Origin of the sequence: Pseudomonas protegens CHA0 (assembly GCF_000397205.1) — a bacterium.
Taxonomy (GTDB): Bacteria; Pseudomonadota; Gammaproteobacteria; order Pseudomonadales; family Pseudomonadaceae; genus Aquipseudomonas; species Aquipseudomonas protegens.
This window is the reverse complement of record NC_021237.1, coordinates 2,970,793-2,986,234: the sequence shown is the minus strand read 5'-3', so window position 1 is coordinate 2,986,234 and position 15,442 is coordinate 2,970,793. Positions and strand designations below refer to the sequence as shown.

Annotated in this window: 16 protein-coding genes; 7 read left to right on the top strand and 9 right to left on the bottom strand. The window is 66.5% G+C overall.

All coding sequences use genetic code 11. The features are described from left to right. The first annotated feature begins 23 nt into the window (after positions 1–23). From PFLCHA0_RS13625 to PFLCHA0_RS13605, 5 genes are all read left to right on the top strand, one after another. Positions 24–1,055, top strand: a complete 1,032-nt coding sequence (locus tag PFLCHA0_RS13625) for an AraC family transcriptional regulator (RefSeq protein ID WP_036996300.1) — start codon at positions 24–26, stop codon at positions 1,053–1,055. A gap of 106 nt (positions 1,056–1,161) precedes the next feature. Beyond that, positions 1,162–2,283, top strand: a complete 1,122-nt coding sequence (locus PFLCHA0_RS13620) for a polyamine ABC transporter substrate-binding protein (protein WP_011060952.1) — start codon at positions 1,162–1,164, stop codon at positions 2,281–2,283. 105 nt (positions 2,284–2,388) lie between these two features. Beyond that, complete coding sequence (locus PFLCHA0_RS13615; RefSeq protein ID WP_015635358.1) at positions 2,389–3,852, top strand: amidase; 1,464 nt, start codon at positions 2,389–2,391, stop codon at positions 3,850–3,852. Positions 3,853–3,915: 63 nt separating this feature from the next. Further along, complete coding sequence (locus tag PFLCHA0_RS13610; RefSeq protein ID WP_011060950.1) at positions 3,916–4,245, top strand: hypothetical protein; 330 nt, start codon at positions 3,916–3,918, stop codon at positions 4,243–4,245. A 90-nt stretch (positions 4,246–4,335) separates the two neighbouring features. Next, positions 4,336–4,527 carry a tautomerase family protein gene (locus PFLCHA0_RS13605; protein WP_015635357.1) on the top strand — a complete coding sequence of 64 codons (192 nt, stop codon included), beginning with the start codon at positions 4,336–4,338 and terminating at the stop codon, positions 4,525–4,527. 28 nt (positions 4,528–4,555) lie between these two features. Here the strand turns inward: PFLCHA0_RS13605 and PFLCHA0_RS13600 are convergent, their stop codons facing one another. The 6 genes from PFLCHA0_RS13600 to PFLCHA0_RS13575 all read right to left on the bottom strand — a co-directional run bounded on the left by PFLCHA0_RS13600 (position 4,556) and on the right by PFLCHA0_RS13575 (position 10,867). After that, positions 4,556–4,987: an HD domain-containing protein gene (locus tag PFLCHA0_RS13600; RefSeq protein ID WP_015635356.1), complete on the bottom strand. Its 432-nt coding sequence runs from the start codon at positions 4,985–4,987 to the stop codon at positions 4,556–4,558. 97 nt (positions 4,988–5,084) lie between these two features. Further along, a complete protein-coding gene (locus tag PFLCHA0_RS13595; RefSeq protein WP_015635355.1) occupies positions 5,085–5,897 on the bottom strand; it encodes an HpcH/HpaI aldolase/citrate lyase family protein in 813 nt (270 codons plus the stop codon). 347 nt (positions 5,898–6,244) lie between these two features. Next, the gene (locus PFLCHA0_RS13590) at positions 6,245–7,450 is read right to left on the bottom strand and encodes a CaiB/BaiF CoA transferase family protein (RefSeq protein WP_015635354.1); all 1,206 of its coding nucleotides are present in this window, start codon (positions 7,448–7,450) and stop codon (positions 6,245–6,247) included. A gap of 32 nt (positions 7,451–7,482) precedes the next feature. Continuing rightward, the gene (locus tag PFLCHA0_RS13585; protein WP_015635353.1) at positions 7,483–8,832 is read right to left on the bottom strand and encodes an MmgE/PrpD family protein; all 1,350 of its coding nucleotides are present in this window, start codon (positions 8,830–8,832) and stop codon (positions 7,483–7,485) included. 9 nt (positions 8,833–8,841) lie between these two features. Then, entirely contained in the window at positions 8,842–10,005 is a 1,164-nt protein-coding gene (locus PFLCHA0_RS13580; RefSeq protein WP_015635352.1) for an acyl-CoA dehydrogenase family protein, read from the bottom strand. Positions 10,006–10,039: 34 nt separating this feature from the next. Further along, positions 10,040–10,867 carry an HTD2 family dehydratase gene (locus PFLCHA0_RS13575; RefSeq protein WP_041752747.1) on the bottom strand — a complete coding sequence of 276 codons (828 nt, stop codon included), beginning with the start codon at positions 10,865–10,867 and terminating at the stop codon, positions 10,040–10,042. Between the two features lie 142 nt (positions 10,868–11,009). On the opposite strand from PFLCHA0_RS13575, the gene PFLCHA0_RS13570 reads away from it, so the two are divergent. Further along, positions 11,010–11,927: a LysR family transcriptional regulator gene (locus PFLCHA0_RS13570; RefSeq protein ID WP_015635350.1), complete on the top strand. Its 918-nt coding sequence runs from the start codon at positions 11,010–11,012 to the stop codon at positions 11,925–11,927. Here PFLCHA0_RS13570 and PFLCHA0_RS13565 read toward each other — a convergent pair. Both PFLCHA0_RS13565 and PFLCHA0_RS13560 read right to left on the bottom strand, forming a co-directional pair. Further along, complete coding sequence (locus tag PFLCHA0_RS13565) at positions 11,905–12,255, bottom strand: hypothetical protein (RefSeq protein ID WP_011060941.1); 351 nt, start codon at positions 12,253–12,255, stop codon at positions 11,905–11,907. The genes PFLCHA0_RS13570 and PFLCHA0_RS13565 overlap by 23 nt on opposite strands. Before the next feature lie 2 nt (positions 12,256–12,257). Next, positions 12,258–13,781 (bottom strand): hypothetical protein, encoded by a 1,524-nt coding sequence (locus PFLCHA0_RS13560; protein WP_230493593.1) that lies wholly within the window; start codon positions 13,779–13,781, stop codon positions 12,258–12,260. 440 nt (positions 13,782–14,221) lie between these two features. Here PFLCHA0_RS13560 and PFLCHA0_RS13555 point away from each other — a divergent pair, with 440 nt between their 5' ends. Beyond that, complete coding sequence (locus PFLCHA0_RS13555; protein WP_015635348.1) at positions 14,222–14,788, top strand: GNAT family N-acetyltransferase; 567 nt, start codon at positions 14,222–14,224, stop codon at positions 14,786–14,788. 77 nt (positions 14,789–14,865) lie between these two features. Here the strand turns inward: PFLCHA0_RS13555 and mntP are convergent, their stop codons facing one another. Further along, on the bottom strand, positions 14,866–15,438 hold the full coding sequence (gene mntP, locus PFLCHA0_RS13550; RefSeq protein ID WP_019093782.1) for a manganese efflux pump MntP: 573 nt from the start codon (positions 15,436–15,438) through the stop codon (positions 14,866–14,868). Positions 15,439–15,442 lie beyond the last annotated feature (4 nt).

The window sequence follows — 15,442 nt, the reverse complement described above, 5'->3', positions numbered from 1 at the left end:
CCGATATCACTCTGAGATCGTCGATGACCGCCCTTCGCTTGACCACCCTGCATACCACCCAAGCGGTGCTGGACGCCTTCCGTGACAGCGACGTACCCGCCCAGGTGCTGCTGGAGGGCAGCGGCATCCAGCTGGCGGACCTGGAGCTGCCCAACAGTCTGATCAATATCAGCCAGGAAATGCGCGTGTTCAGCAACGCCGTGCAGTTTCGCCAGGACCTGGGGCTGGTGCTGGGGCGCAACCTGCACATTTCCGCCTACGGCATGTTCGGCCTGACCCTGCTGACCAGCGCCACCCTGCGCGAAGGCTGGTCCCTGGCGCTGCGCTACCCCTTGCTGCTGGGCACCTTCTTCCGCCTCGACCTTGAGGTCCGCGACGGCCTGGCCTGGCTCACCGCCGACCAGTACAGCGAAAGCGAACTTGAGGTGTTCAACACCGATTTCTGCATGTCGTCCTACCGGGTCACCTGCCAGGACCTGCTGGGTTGCTCCCTGCCCCTGCGCCAGGTGCAACTGATGCATGGCCCCCAGCCCTATATGGACAGCTACGAGCAGGCCTTCAATTGCCCGGTGCAGTTCAATGCCGGGCGCAATGCCATCGGCTTCGACCTGGAGTGGCTGGACCGGCGCCTGCCCCTGGCGGACCTGGTGACCCAGAACGACATGCTGCAACGCTGCATCCGCCTCAACGAGGAGCTCAGCGCGCGGCCGACCTGGATCGACCAGGTGCGGCGCATCCTCAATGAACAGCTGCACGCGGTGCCGGATTTCGACAGCCTGGCGCGCCAGGTGCACTGCTCCCCCAGCACCCTGCGCCGGCGCCTGCGAGCCCAGGACACCAGCTATCAGCAGTTGCTGGACGAGTTGCGCTACGCCCGCGCCCAGCAGTTGCTGGGCCAGCACAGCCTGCCCATCTACCGCATCGCCGAAGCCCTGGGCTTCAAGGAAACCGCAAGTTTCCGCCACGCCTTCCAACGCTGGAGCGGCGTCGCTCCCGGGCGCTTCCGCCAGCTGGCCGGCCAGCTCGGGCCGCTCTCGGACTGCGCCGAAGATTGACGCTAAATATCCCCTATTGACCGTTGCAAGCATTCTCTCTGCGACCTATCCGACGAAAAATGTCCGCCACGGATGGTTCCGCTCATTTCGGACATGGAGTTGTCATATGAAATCGTTGCACACCGCCCTCTCCCGCCTCGCCACGGCCTGCACCCTCGGTGCCCTGGCCCTGGCCGCCTCTGTCACCGCCCAGGCCGCCCCCGAGCGCACGGTGAACATCTTCAACTGGTCGGAGTACATCGCTCCCAACACCATCAAGGATTTCCAGGCCCAGAGCGGGATCAAGGTCAAGTACGACATCTTCGAAAGCAACGAAGTGCTCGAAGCCAAGCTGCTGACCGGCAACAGCGGCTATGACGTGGTGGTGCCCTCCAGCGGTTTCGTCAGCAAGCAGATCAGCGCCGGCGCCTTCCAGCCCCTGGACCGCGGGCAGTTGCCGAACTGGAAGAACCTCGACCCGGCCGTGATGAAGCTGCTGGAGCAGAGCGACCCGGGCAACCGCTACGTGATTCCCTACATGTGGGGCACCAACCTGATCGGCTACAACCGCGACAAGGTCCAGGAGCTGCTGGGCAGCGACGCGCCGGTCAACAGCTGGGACCTGGTGTTCAAGGAAGAGAACCTGAAGAAGCTCAGCCAGTGCGGCGTGACCTTCCTCGACTCGCCCACCGAAATGCTGCCCCTGGCCCTGCACTACCTGGGCCTGGACCCCAACAGCCAGAACCCCGAGGACTACCGCAAGGCCGAGGCCATGCTGCTCAAGCTGCGTCCCTACGTGCGCTACTTCCATAGCGCCAAGTGGATGGGCGATATCGCCAACGGCAACATCTGTGTGGCCGTGGGCTACTCCGGCGGCTTCCTGCAGGCGGCCAACCGCGCCAACGAAGCCAAGAACGGCGTGCACATCGAAATGCGCATTCCCAAGGAAGGCACCCTGGTGTGGATCGACACCGTGGCCATCCCCGCCGGCGCCAAGCACGTGGACACCGCCCACGCCTTCCTCAATTACCTGATGGAACCCAAGGTCATTGCCTCCATCAGCAACTACGTCGGCTACCCCAACGGCGTGACCGATTCCAAGCCGTTCATCCAGCAGTCGCTGCTGGACAACCCGGACCTGTTCCCCAGCGCCGAGACCATGACCCGCCTCTACCCCCTGGCCCCGCTGCCGGCCAAGGCCGAGCGCACCCGGACCCGGACCTGGGTCAAGGTCACCAGTGGCCGCTGAGTCATTCACTGCGAAGGCCCGCCAGGACGCCGCCAACGGCGTCCATGCCGCCTTTCCACGCCGTGGCGCAGCCCGCGCCCGGCGTGCTTGAACAAAGAGCCGAATATGCCGTTGCCCACTTCCAGCCAAGCGGCCCTGCCGCACCTGTCGATCGAGGCGCTGCTGCAGGGTTTCGCCACCTTGCAGTTCACCCCGGTGGACGTGCTGCAGGCCGTGCTGGCGCAGATCGAGCGCCACGAGCCACAGCTCAACGCCCTCTGCGAACGCCAGGACCCGGCCTCGCTGCGCGCTGCCCAGGCGTCCACCGCGCGCTGGGCCGCCGGGCAACCCATGGGCCGGCTGGATGGCATTCCGATCCTGGTCAAGGACAACAACGACGTACAGGGCTGGCAGACCCGCAGTGGTTCCCGGGCCCTGGCCAACCGCCCGGCCATGACCCGGGACTCCAGCCTGGTGGCACGCCTGCGTGAAGCCGGGGCGATCTTCATCGCCAAGACCACCCTGCCGGAACTGGGCAGCACGCCCCTGACCGACAGCCCGTTGACCGGCATCACCCGCAACCCGTGGAACCTGGCCCTGCATGCCGGTGGCAGCAGTGGCGGCAGTACTGCGGGGGTCGCAGCCGGTTATGCCCCGGCCGCGACAGGCAACGATGCCGCCGGTTCGATCCGTACCCCGTCGAGCTTTTGCGGCGTGGTCGGGTTCAAGCCCAGCCATGGCCTGGTGTCCGCCTGCCCGAGCATCGACCCGGGCGGCATGGCCGCCGAAGGCCCGATTGCCCGCCACGTGCGCGACATTGCCCTGTTGATGGAGCTCATGGCCGTGCACGAGCCCGGCGAGCCCTTTGCCTGGCCCCATGGGCCCAGGGATTTCCTCAGTTCCATCGAGGACGGCGTCGCCGGCCTGCGCATCGCCTTCAGCGCCGACCTGGGCTACGCCGCCCATGTCGACCCGCAGATCGCCGCAGCCTGCCTGAACGCTGCCAGGCTGTTGCAGGAAGCCGGCGCCACCCTGGTCCTGGCCTCGCCGGACATCGGCAACCCGGCGCCGAACTACCTGCGGGCCTGGCCGGTGGAAGTGGCCTGCGCCGTGGCCCAGGAAATACCCGCCGAGGACCGCCATCTGGTGGGGGACTTTCTCCAGCAGGCCCAGGTCCGCGCGCGCCAGCTCAATGCCCTGGACTACGCCTGTGCGGTGCAAGAGCGCCATCAGGTGGCGCACAAGCTTCACGGTTTCCTGGGTGAGTACGACCTGCTGCTGACCCCTGCCGCGGTGGTCGAACCCTTCGCCGTGGAACGCCTGCTGCCGCCGGACTGGCCGGAACAGATCAGCGCCATGTGGCAGCCCACCACCTTCCCGTTCAATTTCAGCCGCCAGCCAGCGTTGAGCCTGCCTTGCGCCCTGAGCGAGGCGGGCCTGCCCATCGGCCTGCAGATCGTCGCCCGCTTCGGCCGCGACGCCCTGGTACTGAGGGCCGCACGGGCCCTGGAAAAACGGCTGCCCGAGGGGGTGTTCCGCCACCCCGCCGGGCTGCACGACGCCCCCCAGGCGTCACCCGCAAACCGCTAGACCCGCACAGAACACAATGCCGACGCCGGCCACGGCGAAGGCTCACGGACAAGGAGGTGGACCATGGATTCTTCAAGCAGTTGGTATCAAGACACCCAATTCGACCACGACATCTACGTGATGATCATTCGTGAACCGAGCTCTCCCAGCCTTGATCCCCATCAGTCCGGTTCCAGCTACAGCTACGTCGGCCGCCTCACCGGCCACGGCCAGCACCCGTGCTTTTCCGTGCACTTCGCCTGCCCGCCCTACGGCAATGACTACGCCAGCACTGAAGCCGCGCTGCAGGCCGGCCTGGCCCATGGCCGGGCGCTGATCGAGCACTGGCGCACCCGTGGGCGCAAGCCACCGGCACGCACCGCCGAAGTGGCGCTGTCCAGCTACAGCAACTGACGCACCAAGGCCCCTGGCTGGCAGGAGGGCAGCGGCTGTCGTAGGCTGCCCTGCCGCCCGTCCATGCGCCATCACCTGGAGTGTCGATCCATGCCCTATATCAACCTGCAGATCACCAAGGGCGCCACGCGCCAGCAGAAGGCCCAACTGGTCAAGGAATTCACCGAATCCCTGGTGCGGGTACTGGGCAAGAAGCCCGAGCATATCCACATCGTGATCCAGGAAATCGACGGCAGCGATTGGGGGTTTGCCGGCGAGCTCAGCGACGACGACCAGGCCTGAGCCGCTGCTGGGCGCGGGTATCACGAGCTCAGTCGCGCGCCAGTGAGTTCAGGTAGTCCGTGGCCTGGCGGTACTTCTTCAGGCGCCGCAGGTCTTCGGCACCCGGTTCGGGGATGCGCGACAGGTCGCTGTTTTCCGCCAGATCCGCCAGCTTCACTTGCCGCGCCAGGGGGTTCGCGCCTGCGCGGCGAATGAACGCCGGGTAGTCCTCGCCTGCAACCTTGGTCAGCGCCAGCAGCGCCGCCAGCACCTCTTCGCTGAAGCCCTCGCCCCGCAACTGCTCCGGGGTGATGGGGCAGTCTTCCAGGACATCGTGCAGCACCGCGACAATCCGCGCCTCGGGGTGTGTCAGGCGCAGCATCACGCGCAAGGGATGCAGGATGTAGGGCGCACCGCCCTTGTCGACTTGCCCGGCATGGGCCTGGGCGGCCAGCGCGATGGCCCGCTCCAGGCTGCTCATCGGACGCTACCGCAGGTGTATGGGGCTGAGCCGTGCATGGTGCCACCTCGATAAAAAGACCGCGCCATTCTACCTGCGCCGCGGCCCGGGCGCAGGGTCAGGCCATCGCCAGCAAGCGCTGGGCCCGCAGCAGCACCGGGGCATCGACCATCTGCCCATCCACCTGGTAGGCCCCGGCACCCTCGCGCCCGCCTTCCACCACCCGTTGGGCCCAGGCCAACTCCTCGGCGCTGGGCGCCAGGGCCTGGTGGATCACCGGCACCTGGGCCGGGTGGATGCACAGCGCACCGGCAAAGCCCATGGCGTAGGCGTGGCGGACCGAGGCGACCAGGCCCTGGCTGTCGGCGATGCCGGGAAACACCCCGTCCAGCGGCGCCTGCAGCCCCGCCGCCCGGGAGTGCAGGATCAGCGCCAGCCGCGCCTGGTCCAGGGCGAACTGGGCCGCCGCCGAGCCGCTGCTGAGGTTGAGGTCCAGGGCCAGGTCCAGGCCGCCGAACGACAGGCGCTGGACCCCGGGGGCGCTGGCGATCTCGCCCAGGGCCAGCAAGCCCCGGGCACTTTCGATGATCGGCCAGACCAGGCGGCCGCTGGCGGCCACCTGCGCCACTTGGGCTGCGCTCTCGACTTTCGGCAGGAGAATGCCCACCACACCGGCATGGGCCTGGCAGAACGCCAGGTCGGCCAGGTGCTGGGGGTGCTCGGGTGCGTTGATTCGTACCCAGGCCCGCACCTGGGGCTGCGCCAGCAGGAAGCGCCCCAGGTGCTCTCGCGCCTGCACCTTGAGGGGTTCCTCGACGGCGTCCTCGAAATCGACGATCACCGCATCGGCGCCACAGGCCAGGGCCTTGGCGAAACGCTCGGGGCGGCTGCCGGGGACGAACAGCGCGGAGCGGACAATGGGGTTGGACATGTTCGGATCCTTGTTATTGGAAGACCAATGGCGGCCAGGCTTGCTGCCCGGCCCCTACGGCAAGAGCCTGGTGTCGCCCTGCCCTCCGTAGGAGCCGGCTTGCCGGCGAAGGCGATCTCGCGGCCCCTTCGCTGGCAAGCCAGCTCCTACGATAAGAGCCTGGTGTGTCCTGCCCTCTGCAGGAGCCGGCTTGCCGGCGAAGGCGATCTCAGGGGCCCCTTCGCTGGCAAGCCAGCTCCTACGATAAGAGCCTGGTGTGTCCTGCCCTCCGTAGGAGCCGGCTTGCCGGCGAAGGCGATCTCGCGGCCTCTTCGCTGGCAAGCCGGCTCCTACGGGGAGGTTGGGGTTCAGATGACACCGCGGGCCTGCAGTTGCTCGATGCCTTGCGGGCTCAGGCCCAGCTCGGCGAGTATCGCTGCGCTGTGCTGGCCCAGCGCCGGGACTGCGTCCATGCGCGGCGCATAGGCGCTGTTGCGCGCCGGTGGCAACAGCGCCGGCAGGCGGCCCGCCGGGCTGTCCACCTGGCGCCAGGCGTCCCGGGCCGCCAATTGCGGGTGCTGCCACACGCCCTGCATGTCGTTGACCCGGGCGTTGGCGATCTGCGCCTGCTCCAGCCGTTCGATCACCTGGGCGACGCTGAGCCGGGCAAAGCGCTCGACGATGATCTGGCGCAGCGCCTCGCGGTTGGCCGAACGCTTGAAGTTGGCGCCAAAGCGCTCGTCCGTGGCCAGTTCGGGCAGCTCCAGCACCTTGTCGCAGAAGGCCGCCCATTCCCGTTCGTTCTGCAGGCCGAGCATCACCGTGCCGCCGTCACCCGCGGGAAACGGCCCGTAGGGGTAGATGGTGGAATGGGCCGCACCGGCCCGGGGTGGCGGTTCGGCGCCTTCGAAGGCGTAGTACAGGGGGTAGCCCATCCACTCCACCAGGCTTTCCAGCATGCTGATGTCGATGCGGCTGCCCAGGCCGGTGCGCCCACGCAGCAGCAAGGCCGAAAGAATGCCGCTGTAGGCGTACATGCCGGCGGCAATGTCGGCGATCGAGCAACCGGCCTTGGCCATCTGCTCCGGTTCGGGGCCGCCGGTCACCGATACAAAGCCGCCTTCGCTCTGGATCAGCAGGTCGTAGGCCTTTTTCCGCTCATAGGGGCCGCCTTCGCCGTAGCCGGAAATATCGCAGACGATCAGCCGTGGAAAGCGCTCATGCAGCGCCTCGAACGACAGCCCCATGCGCGCCGCCGCCCCCGGTGCCAGGTTCTGCACCAGCACGTCGGCCCCGGCCAGCAGGCTGTCCAGCAGGCCCTCGGCTTCGGGCTGCTTGAGGTCCAGGCTCAGGCTTTCCTTGGAGCGGTTGGTCCACACGAAGTGCGAGGCCAGGCCCTTGACCCGCTGGTCGTAGCCCCGGGCGAAATCGCCGCTGCCGGGGCGCTCGACCTTGATCACCCGGGCGCCCAGGTCCGCCAGCTGGCGGGTGCAGAACGGCGCGGCAATGGCGTGTTCCAGGCTGACCACGGTGATGCCGTCCAGGGGCCGTGGCTGTGCTGTGTTGTCAGTCATGTTCGGTCCTCGCCCTGTTCGATGTCGGGCATTCAGAGCAGTGAGTTGAGGTCGGCAGCGTCCCGCAGGGCCCAGACCCGGCGGATCAAGGCATTGCCCTGCTCCGGGGTGCGGGCACCGGAGAACTGCAGCAGGCGCTGGAACTTGTCTTCCAGCTCGGCCCGGGACAGGCCATTGCCCGGGTCACCCTTGGGCTCATCGATGGCGCCGTGCAGGGTGCGGCCGTCCACGCACTGCACCTCGACCCGGCCCAGCCAGCGCGCTGGATAGGCCGCATCGACTTCAGGGTCCAGCTGCATGCCGACCTTGTCGCGAAACGCCGCGACCCGGGGGTCGTTCAGCCCATGGCGCTGGAACTCCGGCAACCCGGCCTTGCCGTGCACGGCGATCAGGCCGAGCACGGTGCCCATGGAGAACTTGGCCTGGTGCACGGTCTGCGGCACCTGGACCCGGCCCAGCACATCGATGGCGCCCTGGTGCACCCGGGTCAGCACCCGGGCAATCTGCCCGTGTTCCAGGCCTTCGCGCTGCATCACCTCAAGCAAGGCATCGGCGGCGGGATGGGTGTGGCGGCACGAGGCGTGGAACTTGAACGAGGTTTCCAGCAGCGCCCAGCGGCTGCCCAGGCGGGCACTGAGCAGTGCCGGTTCGGCATCCCGGGACATGCCGGCCGCCATGCCCTGCTCGCCCTCGAGGATATTGCGCGCGCCGCTCAGGCCGTCCCGGGTCAGGTAGGCGGCCAGCAGGCCATCGGCGGCGGCCTTGGCGGTGTGCAATTGCTTGGAGTCGGCGGCGTCGCGCAGAAACTCCCAGAGCCCGGCGGCCTGGGTCCCGGCGCTGCCCAGCAGGTTGATGAACTGCTCGCTGTCGAATTCCATCAGCTTGCCCACCGCCACCGCAGCGGCCAGGGTGCCGACGGTGGCCGTGGTGTGGAAGATCCGGTAGTGGGAACGGCCCATGAATTCGCCGATGCGGATCCCTGCCTCATAACCGGCCACCGCCGCCAGCAGCAGCTCGCGGCCGGACTTGCCCAGGTCCTGGGCCGCCGCCAGCGCCGCCGGGAACACCACGGTGGCCGGGTGCAGCACGGAGCTGTTGTGCAGGTCGTCCTGCTCCACCAGGTGCGAGGAGGCGGCGTTGACCAGGGCGGCGAAATACGCCGAGCTGCCGGCCCCATTGACCAGGATGCGCGCCGGGCCACTGGCCGGGCCCATGTGCCGGGCATAGGCCTCGAACAAGGGGATCGGGTGCGCGCCCTGGGCCGCCAGGGCCGAGCCCAGCCAGTCGAGGAACAGCTCTTGGGTGCGCAGCAGGACGCTTTCCGGCAGGTCGGCGTAGCGCAGGCCGGCGAGGAACCCGGCCAGATCGTGGGTATGGCTCATGGGGGCTCCTTAGAAGCTGCGGGGCAGCTCCAGCAAATGCTCGGCGACGTAGGACAGGATCAGGTTGGTGGAGATCGGCGCCACCTGGTACAGCCGGGTCTCGCGGAATTTGCGCTCGACGTCGTACTCGCAGGCAAAGCCGAAGCCGCCGTGGGTCTGCAGGCAGGCGTTGGCCGCTTCCCAGGAAGCCTTGGCCGCCAGGTACTTGGCCATGTTGGCGCTGGCCCCGGCGTTGCCCCCGCTGTCGTATTCCTCGCAGGCGCGCCAGCGCATCAGGTCGGCGGCCTCGATCTCGATATGGGCCTCGGCAATCGGGAACTGCACGCCCTGGTTCTGGCCGATGGGCCGGCCGAACACCACCCGGTCGCGGGCATAGGCGCTGGCCTTGTCGATGAACCAGCGGCCATCGCCGATGCATTCGGCGGCGATCAGCGTGCGCTCGGCGTTGAGGCCGTCGAGGATGTACTTGAAGCCCTTGCCCTCCTCGCCGATCAGGCTGTCGGCGGGCAGCTCCAGGTTGTCGAAGAACAGCTCGTTGGTCTCGTGGTTGACCATGTTGGCAATGGGCTGCACGGTCAGGCCGTTGCCGATGGCCTGGCGCAGGTCCACCAGGAAGATCGACATGCCTTCGGACTTCTTGCGCACCTCGGCCAGCGGCGTGGTGCGGGCCAGCAGGATCATCAGGTCGGAATGCTGAATGCGCGAGATCCACACCTTCTGCCCGTTGATCACGTACTTGTCGCCGCGGCGGATGGCAGTGGTCTTGATCTTGGTGGTGTCGGTGCCGGTGGTGGGCTCGGTGACGCCCATCGATTGCAGGCGCAGTTCGCCGCTGGCGAGCTTGGGCAGGTAGTAGTGCTTCTGCGCCTGGCTGCCGTGGCGCAGCAGGGTGAACATGTTGTACATCTGCCCGTGCACGGTGCCGGAGTTGCCGCCGCAGCGGTTCACCTCTTCGAGGATCACCGAGGCTTCGGCCAGCCCCAGGCCGGAGCCGCCGTACTCGGCAGGGATCATCGCCGCCAGCCAGCCGGCCTCGGTCAGGGCCTTGACGAAGGCTTCCGGGAAGCCCTTGCGCTCATCGATGCCGCGCCAGTAGGCGGCGTCGAATTCGGCGCACAGGGCACGCACGCCTTCACGGATGGCATTGAGTTCTTCAGTGTCATGGGGGGTCATCAATCGGCACTCCGCCTTTGCTTATTGTTGGAATTCAGTCGAACTGCACTTCGCCGCGCTGGGCCAGCCCGGAGCCGTCGCCGGCCCACAGTTCGGCGTGGCCAGGGGCGCTGATGCGCCCGCCGACCTCGAAAGGCTGCGGGGCAATCAAGGGCCGCAGGCCGCGGTAGGCGAAATGGCGCAGGCGCGCCTCGGGGTGGGCCCGGCAGAAGGCCCCCAGGCTCAGGGTGGCGATCAGCGGGCCGTGCACCACCAGCCCCGGGTAGCCCTCGGTGGCGGTGACGTAGGGATAGTCGTAGTGGATGCGATGGCCGTTGAAGGTCACCGCGCTGTAGCGAAACAGCAGGGTCGGCGTGGGCTCCACCGGCTCGCGCCAGTCGCCTTCGGGCAGCAGCTCGCCACTGCTCATTTTCGGCGGGGACGCTTCGCGGTAGACGATGTCCTGTTCTTCGCGCAGCGCCAGTTGGCCGTCCTGAAAATATTCGTGGCACAGGGTGACGAACAGCAGCTTGCCGGTGCGCCCGGCCTTTTCCTCGACCTGGAGGATGGTACTGGTGCAACTGGCCTCTGCGCCGGCCCGCAGCGGCCGGTGAAACGCCAGGCGGCCACCGGCCCACATGCGGTTGCGGTTGGCCGCCGGCGGCAGGAAACCGCCCCGCGCCGGGTGCCCGTCGCCGCCCAGGGCCGAGGCCGGCTGTGGCTGCTGGAAGAAACACCAGTGCCACAACGGCGGCAGGGCCTCGCCCGGGGCCGGGGCGGGCTGGCCGAACGTGGCGGCGATGCGGGCCAGCAGGTTATGGCTGAGGTGGTCGTCGATCCGCTGGCTGCGGCCGATCCAGGCGCTGGGGTCGGTGGCACTCATGGTGGCAGGGTCCTGTGGCACGAAGGTGATGGCGGCCATCATGCAAGGGGCTGGCGCGTATGGAGAATTTGCATTTCTATAAACCGGCGTTCGTTTATGCTGAACGCCATTCGCCCCTACCCCTGCCTTCAGGAGCCCGGACATGCATTTCGATCTGGCGGACCTGCGCCTGTTTATCCATATTGCCGAATCCCCCAGCCTGACCCAGGGCGCGCGCCGCGCCTTCCTCTCGCCAGCGGCCGCCAGCGCGCGGATCAAGGCCCTGGAAAGCCAGCTCGAAACCCGCCTGCTGTACCGCGACAGCCGCGGCGTGGAAGTCACCCCCGCCGGCGAGCGGCTGCTGCAGCACGCGCGGCTGATCATGCGCCAGGTGGATTACCTGAAAAGCGAATTCACCCAGTACGGCGGTGATTCCTCCGGGCACATCCGCATCTTCGCCAACACCACGGCGGTCACCGAATTCTTGCCGGAAGTGCTGGCGAAATTTCTCTCGGTACGCCCGGGAGTCACGGTGGACCTGCAGGAGCGCCTGTCCCGGGACATCGTTCGCGGTGTGCTGGACGGCACCAGCGACATGGGCATCATCGCCGGCCCGGTGGAAGCCAGCGGCCTGCAGGTGCTGCACTTCAGCACCGACCACCTGGTGCTGATGGTGCCCGTGGGCCACCCGCTGTCGGGGCAGGCGTCGGTGACCCTGGAACAGACCCTGGCCTACCAGCACATCGGCCTGCATGAAGGCAGCACCCTCTTGACCTTCCTGCGCGAGCATGTGGAGCGCCTGGGCAAGCAACTCTCGCTGCGCATCCAGGTGTCGAGCTTCGAAGCGATCTGCCGCATGGTGGAAGCCGGGGTCGGCATCGGCATCATTCCCGAGTCCGCGGCCTTGCGGCACAGCCGCACCATGCAGCTGGTGACGGTGATGCTGGATGAAAGCTGGGCCGTGCGCGAACGCAGCATCATCGTCCGCGAACTGGAGGCCCTGCCCGGCAGCGTGCGGGCGCTGATCGCGACGCTGATGCCGGCCAGCCAGGAACCTTCTATTGCGGGCAACCCTGGCTGATCCAGGCACTCAGTTCGTCGATCTGGGCCTGAGGCAGAAAGGGGCCGCCGGGGGGCATCTGGCCAAAATCCCCATCCGGCCCCCAGGGGGTGCCCGGGGTACCGCTCAGGGCATAAATCAGGTTGGAATGCGCGCCATCGCCTTTGACCAGGATAGGTACCGCCTGCCCTGTTTCCGGGTTTTGGATACCCGGCACATTACCGGTCACGAACGACTGGTAGGAGGTCTGCCAGAAGGCCCCGTGAGGCGCTCCGGAGATCGGCAGGTTGTTCTGCGCAACGAAGGCATCGAGCAGGTTCTGTACATCCTTGAAGGTGTTGAGTGCCATGACTATTTCCCTGTGCTAGATGGGGTGAACAATTGCAGATAACGCTGGCTGGCCGCTGCCGCCGACTCAGCCCCTGCCGTCTCGGGAGCCCGAACGTTGCCGCCTTTGAGGATGAAACTGAAATCGAAGCCGGCCACCTGGGCATTGCCATGGCAACCCATGCAGCCTCCCATGTTCACCCCATGCACAGCGGCGGAACCGGCGGATTGGGCGAACACGTTCGGAGGGGGTGGCGCACCTGCGGCCTGGAAGGAAGTCGGAGCACCGTTAGCAGCAATCCGGCCCCTGAATTGCTGCAGGGTATAGTCCGTTTCAACCATGATATTGGCCTGGTAGTACACCGCGGCAGAGTGGCTGGGATCGGTTTTCGATAGCTGCGTGGTGTCGAACGGCTGGGCCTGGACCGAGACCAGCTTGTAGTACTGCCAGGGCGAATTCTTGACATTCTTGGCCTGGCTATAGCTCTGGATAGCCTGATGCGCCGCCTGATTGACCTGAATCACGTCAGCCGCAATCGGCTCATAGCGCTGGTTGATGCAGATCGGGCCGCCCGCCGGAGTACCGCCTTTGGCAATCTCGCGCAGATACAGTTGCTTGCCGGGCTTGCAGAAGGCCCCCTGGGCCTTGACTTGAGGGTTGTTGGGGTCGTCCTGGTAACTCAGGCCGGGATTGGTGGGCATAGGGCCCGGCGCTGGATTGATGATGCGGCCGTTCTCATCCTCAAGCGGCTTGCCACTGGGCAGCAGGATGTTGTCGGCCTGTTCGAAGGTCGCGTAGATAAAACTCGGGGCCGTGGGGGTCTTCTGGATGATGTGCAACGCCACCATCGCCCATTGCGCCTCGAAATAGCAGGTGCCCTTGCCCGGTGGTTGCTCATAGAAGCGCACCGTCTGCCTGTGGAATCGCGAGGGGTCCTCGCCGGGGCCCAGCTGGCGCCAGGCGGACTTGACCTCAATGGTGCCGTTGGGAAAGTTGACCCGCGGCGCGCTGGGGAAAGTCGGAGGTGTCTGCTTGACCGCGTTGAAGAAGTTCCGCGCGGCTTGTGCCAGCGCGGGGTTGGCGTACCAGAACTGGTTGGCGGCGACGTAGGTGTATTGCACCTGATTGGCCTTGGCCAGGAAGCGCACCAGCTGGGGGTTGGAATTGCCTCCGGTGGGAGTCGCCGGAACAACACCGGCATACATCTGGTCGAGGCCGATCTGGGTGCTTTCGTCGAGGTTGATCCAGGCCGGCAGTTTGGGTGCGATCTGGCCAGAGCAGGCAGGCACGGTAAAACTGTAGTCATAGGTTGGCGCAGTGCCATAACCATAACTGGGAGCGCCATCAGGCTTGTAGCCCGGGGGGCCGACGTTGGCACTGCCCTTGCCCGGAAAGATCTCAACCTTGCTTCGGTACGTATGCCACACCAGAGGCACGCCCTGGCTGCCGAAAGGCTGGCGGATATCGGGCACATCGCGCTGCCCGCCCAGGGCCGGCCAGTTGAGAGCGATGAACTCCTGCCAGGCGAAGGCCGCAGCCTGTGCCAACGTTGCCTGGGATGCCCCCCCGGGTATATCGGCGGGTACCTCGGGCGATACGGTTATCGACACCGGGGCGGCGTTCGAAACGCCGCCCAGAAGCGCCAGACCAACACTGATAGCAATGTAGGAAACCTGCCGCTGCAAACGATTCTTATCTTGTTGATGCTCCATATCCTGACTCCTCCCTTGGCTGTTCGAGAGCGTAGATCAGCGCTCTCACGGCAACGCGCCAGGAAAAAGAACATTAGGCGCTAGCATCAATAGCCAAATGCCTGTACGCCACCAGCGGTGGCGGCTTGAACGGGCCGTGACCGGTGATCGCCCTGGCCGGCAGCGCAAGCAAAGACATTGATGCCGATCAAGTGCCCGCCTCACCAGCGGAGTAAACCTGAAGCCAATCAGGGCTGTGTGTGCAGCCCGCCCTTTGGCTCCGCGGAGACTTGACCATGCCCAGCACCGCTCTCGATACCCTCGCCCACCCGCCGTTCCCGGCGCAGCAAGGCCAATACTGGATCGACGCCCTGAACGATGGCAGCCATGTGCTGATCCGCCCGCTGCGGCCCCAGGACCGGGAGCGGGAAAAGGCCTTTATCGAAAACCTCTCCCCGGCCACCCGGCACCAGCGCTTTCTCGGTGAGATCAAGGAAGTGGGCGAGCAACTGCTCAATCAACTGATGGATGTCGGCACGCCGCAGCGGGTGGCTTATGTGGCCCTGGTCCACGACAACGGCGAACTGCGGGAAGTGGGTATCAGCCGCTACGCCCAGGTCGACGAGCAGCCCTTGCATTGCGAGTTCGCCGTGACCATCGCCGATGAGTGGCAAGGCAAGGGCCTCGGCGCGCTATTGATGCAGCACCTGATCGACGAAGCCCGCAACAACGGTTTCCAGCAGATGTACTCGGTGGATTCCGCCGCCAACTACAGCATGCGCCGCCTGGCAAAACAGCTGGGCATGCGCAGCGCCATCGACCCCGATGACGCCACCCAGGTGATCCACAGCCTGGCGCTGTAACGCCAGAGCGCTCCGCGCCTCGGCCCGAGGCGCGGCCGCATTGCCCGCAGATCCGGGCCCCGCCGCCGATACTGAAGTCAAGCCACAGCCGACAGGTGCTCGTAGAGAATTCCCGAGCCGACGATGATCAGCACCACCCCGCCCAGCACTTCGGCGCGCTGGCCCATCACCGTGCCAATGGCGCGGCCCAGCATCACTCCCAGGGTGACCATGGTCATGGTGGCCAGGCCGATGGCGCTGGCCGCGACCCAGATGTTGACGTTGACGAACGCCAGCCCCACCCCCACCGCCAGGGCATCGATGCTGGTGGCCAGGCCGGTCACCGCCAGCAGCCAGAAGCCGTGCTGGCGCGGTTTTTCTTCCTCGGCCTCAGCCTGCTGGCGGGTGCCGTTGTAGATCATGTGCAGGCCCAGCAACAGCAGCAGGCTGAAGGCGATCCAGTGGTCCCAGTTGGCCACCCATTGAGTCGCGGCCTGGCCGATGAACCAGCCCACCACCGGGGTGATGGCTTCAATGACGCCGAAGATCAGGCCGATGCGCAAAGCTTCCAGCAGGCGCGGCTTGAGCATGGCCGAACCCTTGCCCACCGCGGCGGCGAAGGCATCGGTGGACATGGCGAAGGCGAGAAAGATGATCGAGGCTGGGTTCACGTTG